The sequence below is a fragment of the Nocardioides sp. genome (assembly GCF_051876515.1).
Lineage (GTDB): Bacteria > Actinomycetota > Actinomycetes > Propionibacteriales > Nocardioidaceae > Nocardioides.
Genome location: NZ_JBJEHY010000135.1, coordinates 26,922 through 34,242, shown reverse-complemented (window position 1 = coordinate 34,242; position 7,321 = coordinate 26,922). Strand labels below are relative to the sequence as shown.

The window sequence follows — 7,321 nt, the reverse complement described above, 5'->3', positions numbered from 1 at the left end:
GTCGGTCACGTCGGCTCCTTGCTCGCAGTGCATTCGCATGTGTGTTTGTCCTCACCAACTTATCCGCGTCGGCGAATCGACCGCGAAGCGGGTCACCCGTTTGAGACGATGGAGACCCCGTGCAAGCGTGGCGCGAGGGCCTTCGTGGTGCGCGCACCGTGCCCGCGGGGCATCGCGGGGCGCGACCCGCCGGGGTCGGTGCTGGCGCTGGCGCCCGCCCAGGTGATACGCGGCGTTTTGACCGTCACCTGAGGGCCCCCGTACTCTTGCAAGTCGCGACTTCTGCCGCGCCCATTCCGCCTGCCCGGTCCTCCGGTGCCGGTGAGGGTGCAGATCCGGACGTCATCCCCGGCCCAGCCACGACGGTGGGCCACCGGGAGCGAACCGGGCCGTGTTCGTCAGTGGCCGCCGCAACACCGCCGGACAGGCAGACCTGTCCGGTTCCAACGAACAAGAACGGGATACAGCCGTGCGCACGTACAGCCCCAAGCCCGCCGACATCCAGCGCGAATGGCACGTCATCGACGCCACCGACATCGTTCTGGGCCGTCTGGCCGTCCAGACCGCGAACCTGCTGCGAGGCAAGCACAAGCCGCAGTTCGCCCCGCACATGGACACCGGTGACTTCGTCATCATCGTCAACGCGTCGAAGGTTGCCCTGTCCGGCAACAAGAAGACCACCAAGATGGCCTACCGCCACTCCGGCTACCCGGGCGGCCTGTCCGCCACGCCGTTCGGCGAGCTGCTCGAGAAGGACGCCCGCAAGGCGATCGAGAAGGCCGTGTGGGGCATGCTCCCCAAGAACCGCCTGGGCCGCCAGCAGCTGAAGAAGCTCAAGGTGTACGCCGGCGCCGACCACCCGCACGCTGCACAGCAGGCCACCCCGTTCGAGATCACCCAGGTCTCGCAGTAATTCGATCGAGGACACAGAACTCATGACTGAGAACAACGTCGAGGTCGAAGAGACCTTCGAGACCAACGCCGAGGGCGTTGCCTACACGTCGGAGAGCGCGCCGTCCGCTGACGCCGAGCTCCGCCCCGCGACCATCGCCCCCGGCGCGGCCACCGGCCGTCGCAAGGAGGCCGTCGCCCGCGTCCGCCTGGTGCCCGGCAACGGCACCTGGACCATCAACGGTCGCACCATCGAGGACTACTTCCCCAACAAGCTGCACCAGCAGGTCGTCAACGAGCCGTTCGCGGCTCTCGGCCTCGAGGGCCGCTTCGACGTGATCGCCCGCATCCACGGCGGCGGCATCACCGGCCAGGCCGGCGCGCTGCGCCTGGGCGTGGCCCGCTCGCTCAACGAGATCGACGTCGAGGCCAACCGCCCCACCCTCAAGAAGGCTGGCCTGCTCACCCGTGACGCCCGCGTCATCGAGCGCAAGAAGGCCGGTCTCAAGAAGGCCCGCAAGGCGCCGCAGTTCAGCAAGCGCTGACCGCAGCACCGCGCGCAGCACCCCGTCCCGGTTCTCCGGGGCGGGGTGCTCCGCATTTCCGGGCCCGCGCATCTCCGCGGCGGCGCGAGGTCGCGGCGGCGCGAGGTCGCGGTGGCGCGAGGCCGCGGTGGCTGGTCGGGGGAGCAGCCGTACGCCGTGACGTCGAGGTGTGCGGCGGGTTCGTGGGGCGGTACGGCATCCGTTAGCGTGACTCCTCGTGGCTCGACTCTTCGGAACTGACGGCGTGCGCGGTCTCGCCAACGTGGACCTCACCGCCAACCTGGCCCTCGACCTCTCGGTCGCAGCGGCCCACGTCCTGGCCGACCGTGGCGAGTTCGCCGGTCACCGCCCGCGGGCGGTGGTGGGGCGTGACACCCGCATCTCCGGGCAGTTCCTTGAGGCTGCCGTGGTCGCCGGGCTCGCCTCGGCCGGCGTCGACGTGCTCCTGCTGGGCGACCTGCCGACCCCGGGCGTGGCGTACCTGACCGACTCGCTGGGCGTGGACCTGGGCGTGATGCTCTCGGCGAGCCACAACCCGATGCCCGACAACGGGATCAAGTTCCTCGCCCGCGGTGGTCGCAAGCTGGACGACGCCATCGAGATCGCGATCGAGAAGCGGATGGACGAGGAGTGGGCGCGTCCGACCGGTGGCGGGGTCGGCCGGGTCAGCACGTACGAGGCTGCCGTCGACGACTACGCGGCCCACCTGGTCCGGACCGTCACCACGCCGCTGGCGGGGCTCAAGGTCGTCCTGGACTGCGCCTCCGGTGCGGCGTCCGTGGTCGGTCCCAAGGCGCTGCGGGACGCGGGCGCCGAGGTGGTCGCGATCCACGCCGAGCCCGACGGGCTCAACATCAACGACAACTGCGGCTCCACGCACCTGGGGTCGCTGCAGGCGGCCGTCCTGGCCCACGGCGCCGACGCCGGCTTCGGCCTCGACGGGGACGCCGACCGCTGCCTCGCCGTGGATGCTTCGGGCCAGGTGGTCGACGGGGACCAGATCCTCGCGATCCTCGCGCTCGCGCTGCGGGAACAGGGCCGGCTGGCCAAGGACACCGTGGTCGCCACGCTCATGAGCAACCTGGGGTTCGTCAACGCCATGAAGGAGCACGGCGTCGGCGTCCGGCAGACCAAGGTGGGCGACCGTTACGTTCTGGAGGCGATGCGCGTCTCGGGGTACTCCCTGGGAGGGGAGCAGTCCGGGCACGTGATCCTCTCCGAGCACGCCACCACCGGCGACGGCGTGCTGACCGCGCTGAAGGTGCTCGAGCGGATGGCCTCCACCGGCCTGGCCCTGGCCGAGCTCGCCTCGGTCATGGAGCGGCTGCCGCAGGTGCTGGTCAACGTCCCCGGGGTGGACAAGGCGCGTGCCGACGAGGACGCGGTCCTCGCCGCCGCGGTCGCCGAGGAGGAGGCGCTGCTGGGGGACCGTGGACGGGTCCTGCTGCGTCCCTCGGGGACCGAGCCCCTCGTACGCGTGATGGTCGAGGCCCCGACCTCCGACCAGGCCCAGCAGGTCGCAGACCGCCTCGCGCAGGTCGTACGGACGCAGCTCTCGCTGTAGGTCCGCGCGGTGGGCGCGGGCCCCGCGCCGCCTCAGAGCTTGCGCAGCCGGACGTACCGCACCGAGTGGTCGGAGTCCTTGCGCAGCACCAGGTGCGCCCGCCCCCGGGTGGGGGCGACGTTCTGCTCGAGGTTGGGGCCGTTGATGGTGTCCCAGATCCGGCGTGCCTCGTCGACCGCGGCGTCGTGGCCGAGCTGGGCGTACTTGCTGAAGTAGGAGTCGGGGTCGCGGAAGGCGGTCTCGCGCAGGCGCAGGAAGCGGTCGACGTACCAGTTGCGGATGTCGGAGACGGCGGCGTCGACGTACACGGAGAAGTCGAAGAAGTCGCTGACCGCCAGACCGGTACGGCCGTCGTCGCGGGCACGGGCCGGCTGGAGGACGTTGAGCCCCTCCACGATGACGATGTCGGGGCGCCGGATCACGAGCTTCTCGTCGGGCACCACGTCGTAGATGAGGTGCGAGTAGATCGGGGCCTCGACCTCGTCCTTGCCGGACTTGATGTCGATGACGAACTTCAGCAGCGCCTTGCGGTCGTACGACTCGGGGAAGCCCTTGCGGCCCAGCAGGCCGCGCCGCTCCAGCTCTGCGTTGGGGTAGAGGAAGCCGTCGGTGGTGACCAGTGCGACGTTGGGGTGCTCGGGCCAGCGCGCCAGCATCTGGCGCAGCACGCGCGCCGTGGTCGACTTGCCGACCGCGACCGAGCCCGCCAGACCGATCACGAACGGGGTGCGCGGCGGCGTACGCCGGTGAAGGAACTCCTCCTGCTCGCGGTGCAGGCGGCCGGCGGCGGCGACACGCAGGCTCAGCAGCCGCGAGAGCGGTACGTAGACCTGCTCGATCTCGTCGAGGTCGAGCTCGTCGCCCAGACCTTTGAGCTCCTCGATCTCCGCCGGGGTCAGCGGTGCGCTGGTGGCCTGCCCCAGTGCCGACCACGCGCCGCGCTCGAGCTCGACGTACGGCGACTGCTCGTGGCCGTGGCCGACCGCAGGCGGCGCGGGCTGGCGCGACTCAGTCATGGGCGTGATTGTGGCAGGGCGCGGTGTGCGGCCGTTGCAGGGTCCCCGTCAGTAGACTTCTGACCCATGTGCGGAATCGTTGGCTACGTCGGTGGCAAGCAGGCTCAGGATGTCGTCGTCGAAGGGCTTCGTCGTCTCGAGTACCGCGGTTACGACTCCGCCGGCATCGCCGTCATCAACGGCGGATCGATCACCCAGGACAAGCGTGCCGGCAAGCTCGCCAACCTGGAGAAGGCGATCGCCGACACCCCGCTCCCGCCGGCGACCACCGGCATCGGGCACACCCGGTGGGCCACCCACGGTGCCCCCACCGACCGCAACGCCCACCCGCACGCCAGCGCGGGCGGCCGCGTCTCGGTCGTGCACAACGGCATCATCGAGAACTTCGTGACGCTGCGCGCCGACCTCGAGGACTCCGGCATCGAGCTGCTCTCGGAGACCGACACCGAGGTGGCCGCCCACCTGCTGGAGCGCGAGCTGGCCGCGGGTGCCGACCTGACGGTGGCGATGCAGCGGGTGGCGAGCAGCCTGGAGGGCGCCTTCACGCTGGTCGCGATCGACGCCCTCGACCCGGCCCGCGTGGTGGCCTCGCGCCGCAACTCGCCCCTGGTGGTCGGCCTCGGCGAGGGGGAGAACTTCCTCGGCTCGGACGTCGCGGCCTTCATCGAGCACACCCGCGACGCCCTCGAGCTGGGGCAGGACACCGTCGTGACGATCACCCGCGAGGGCGTCGAGGTGACCGACTTCGCCGGCAACCCGAGCGAGGGCACGCCGTACCACGTCGACTGGGACCTCTCGGCGGCCGAGAAGGACGGCCACGACTGGTTCATGCGCAAGGAGATCTTCGAGCAGCCGCGCGCCGTGGCCGACTCGCTCCTGGGCCGCCGCGGCGAGGACGGCCAGCTGCAGCTCGACGAGATGCGCCTCGACGACGCCGAGCTGCGCGAGATCGACAAGATCATCATCATCGCCGCAGGGACCTCCTTCTACGCCGGCATGGTCGCCAAGTACGCCATCGAGCACTGGTGCCGGATCCCGGTCGAGGTCGAGCTGGCCAGCGAGTTCCGCTACCGCGACCCGATCCTGACCGCCTCGACCCTCGTGGTGGCGATCAGCCAGTCCGGCGAGACCGCCGACACCCTGCAGGCGATCCGCCACGCCCGCATCCAGCGCTCCAAGGTGCTGGCCATCTGCAACACCAACGGCTCGACCATCCCGCGCGAGTCCGACGGCGTCATCTACACCCACGCCGGGCCCGAGATCGGGGTCGCCTCCACCAAGGGGTTCCTCACCCAGCTGGTGGCCTGCTACCTGCTCGCGCTCTACCTCGCGCAGGTCAAGGGCACCCGGTACGGCGACGAGATCGCGCAGGTCATGGACCAGCTCGAGCAGATGCCCGACCACATCAGCACCGTGCTGGCCAAGGCCGACGAGGTGTACGCCCTGGCCGCCGAGCACGCGCAGGCGTCCTCGGTCCTGTTCCTCGGGCGCCACGCCGGCTACCCCGTGGCCCTCGAGGGCGCCCTCAAGCTCAAGGAGCTGGCGTACCTGCATGCCGAGGGGTTCGCGGCCGGCGAGCTCAAGCACGGCCCGATCGCGCTCGTGGAGGACGGCCTGCCGATCTTCTGCATCGTCCCGCCCCAGGGCCGCGACCAGCTGCACGACAAGATGCTCAGCGGCATCCAGGAGGTGCGGGCCCGTGGTGCCCGCACCCTGTGCCTGGCCGAGGAGGGCGACACCTCCATCGAGCCGTACGCCGACGTGCTGGTCACCCTGCCCAAGGTGCCGGTGCTGCTGCAGCCGCTGATCGCGGTGCTGCCGCTGCAGCTGTTCGCGTGCGAGCTGGCCACCGTGCTCGGCCACGACGTGGACCAGCCGCGCAACCTGGCCAAGTCCGTCACGGTCGAGTAGGCACGACGTTGGCGGTCGTGGGGATCGGGGTGGACGTCGTCGACGTCGCCCGCTTCGAGGCAACTCTGGCGCGGACGCCCGCGCTCAGGGCGCGGCTGTTCACCACGGCCGAGGCCTCCCTCGCCCCGCGGTCACTGGCGGCGCGGTTCGCCGCCAAGGAGGCCGTGGCGAAAGCGCTGGGGGCCCCGGGCGACCTGAACTGGCACGACGCCGAGGTGGTCAGGGAGGAGTCGGGGCGCCCGCGCCTGGTCCTTCGGGGGACGGTCCTGGCCTGCGCGCAGGCGCACGGGGTCACCGAGGTGCACCTCTCGCTGAGCCACGACGGCGGGGTCGCCACCGCGATGGTCGTGCTCGACGGCTGAACCGCCTCAGGCGGTCCAGCGCATGCTGCGCCCGTGGCCGTGGGTGCGCGCCACCATCTGCCCGTCGACACCCAGCACGAACGTCGGGTGGTCCGGCGGGATCGCCGGTCCGGTGGCGGTCACCGACTCCAGCACCTGCTTGCCCTCGTTGCTGACCCAGTGGCACACGCCGTCACCGACCATGTCGCGGATCATCGTGTCGAAGCGCAGCCGGTCGGCTGGCTCGAGGTAGGCGATCACGGCGGAGTGGAAGACCACCACGGTCCCGTGCGCCGTGGCTTCCTCGACCAGCGCGGGCAGGTCGGTCAGCAGGTCCCCGCGGTGCAGCTCGGGCGGTGAGGTGCGGGCGCGCCGTACGGCCTCGCGCAGGCGGGCTCGACGCTCGTCCTGCTCGGGCCACACGAGGTTCTCCAGCCACGCCATCGCGTCCTCGTCGGTGACGTCGAGCGGGTTCAGGTCGATCCCACCGCGCCAGGCCACCTCGGGCAGGGCCGTCGGCAGCGGCGCGTCCCCGCTGACCCGGCACGGCAGGTACGGCGCCTCGCCCAGGCGTACCGGCCCGGCCTCGGTCGTCCACTCGTAGCCCCAGGCGTCGGGGTAGAGGCAGAGCCCGGCGGACGCACCGACCTCGAGCAGGGCCAGCGGGCGCCCGGAGCCCGCCGCGAGCTGCGCGAACGCCGGCACCAGCGTCGCCAGCCGGCCCACCTCGTTGGTCTGGGTGGAGCGGGACATGATCGTGTCCACGATGCTTCCGTCGTCCCCGAGCAGGGCGTCGCGGAAGCCCGCGTACGGTCCCGGGGCCGCGACGCCGTGCCAGCGCGCGGCGGCCAGGACGAGGTTGGGCTGCTGCTTGAGGGCCGGCAGGGCCCGGATCCACTCGACGACCTCGGGGTCCTCGGCCACGGCGCGCGACCAGTCGGCGAAGGTCGGTGAGTCGCTGGCCTCGTCGGCGAAGCGACGGTACGACTCGACGACCTCGGCGTAGGGCTCCATGGCCCCAATGTGCCACGCCCCCACCAGCGGGGCCGGTGG

7 protein-coding genes are annotated in these 7,321 nt (G+C 71.3%); 5 read left to right on the top strand and 2 right to left on the bottom strand.

The features are described from left to right. Positions 1-469 precede the first annotated feature (469 nt). The 3 genes from rplM (at position 470) to glmM (ending at position 3,000) form a co-directional block, all read left to right on the top strand. Entirely contained in the window at positions 470-913 is a 444-nt protein-coding gene (gene rplM / locus ACI379_RS10100) for a 50S ribosomal protein L13 (RefSeq protein ID WP_439791951.1), read from the top strand. Between the two features lie 22 nt (positions 914-935). Then, on the top strand, positions 936-1,436 hold the full coding sequence (rpsI, locus tag ACI379_RS10095) for a 30S ribosomal protein S9 (protein WP_439791950.1): 501 nt from the start codon (positions 936-938) through the stop codon (positions 1,434-1,436). 217 nt (positions 1,437-1,653) lie between these two features. After that, positions 1,654-3,000, top strand: coding sequence for a phosphoglucosamine mutase (gene glmM / locus ACI379_RS10090; RefSeq protein WP_439791949.1), 1,347 nt, complete (start codon positions 1,654-1,656; stop codon positions 2,998-3,000). A 32-nt stretch (positions 3,001-3,032) separates the two neighbouring features. Here the strand turns inward: glmM and coaA are convergent, their stop codons facing one another. Next, the gene (gene coaA, locus ACI379_RS10085; RefSeq protein WP_439791948.1) at positions 3,033-4,016 is read right to left on the bottom strand and encodes a type I pantothenate kinase; all 984 of its coding nucleotides are present in this window, start codon (positions 4,014-4,016) and stop codon (positions 3,033-3,035) included. Positions 4,017-4,082: 66 nt separating this feature from the next. On the opposite strand from coaA, the gene glmS reads away from it, so the two are divergent. Then, a complete protein-coding gene (gene glmS / locus ACI379_RS10080; RefSeq protein WP_439791947.1) occupies positions 4,083-5,927 on the top strand; it encodes a glutamine--fructose-6-phosphate transaminase (isomerizing) in 1,845 nt (614 codons plus the stop codon). An 8-nt stretch (positions 5,928-5,935) separates the two neighbouring features. Beyond that, positions 5,936-6,289, top strand: a complete 354-nt coding sequence (locus ACI379_RS10075; RefSeq protein WP_439791946.1) for a holo-ACP synthase — start codon at positions 5,936-5,938, stop codon at positions 6,287-6,289. 6 nt (positions 6,290-6,295) lie between these two features. Here the strand turns inward: ACI379_RS10075 and ACI379_RS10070 are convergent, their stop codons facing one another. Continuing rightward, entirely contained in the window at positions 6,296-7,282 is a 987-nt protein-coding gene (locus ACI379_RS10070) for a DUF2332 domain-containing protein (RefSeq protein WP_439791945.1), read from the bottom strand. Between the last annotated feature and the right edge of the window lie 39 nt (positions 7,283-7,321).

Excerpts from the sequence above, each read along its gene's own strand:
- rpsI (WP_439791950.1), top strand. The coding sequence starts at position 936 with ATGACTGAGAACAACGTCGAGGTCGAAGAGACCTTCGAGACCAACGCC.
- coaA (WP_439791948.1), bottom strand. The coding sequence starts at position 4,016 with ATGACTGAGTCGCGCCAGCCCGCGCCGCCTGCGGTCGGCCACGGCCAC.
- glmS (WP_439791947.1), top strand. The coding sequence starts at position 4,083 with ATGTGCGGAATCGTTGGCTACGTCGGTGGCAAGCAGGCTCAGGATGTC.
- ACI379_RS10070 (WP_439791945.1), bottom strand. The coding sequence starts at position 7,282 with ATGGAGCCCTACGCCGAGGTCGTCGAGTCGTACCGTCGCTTCGCCGAC.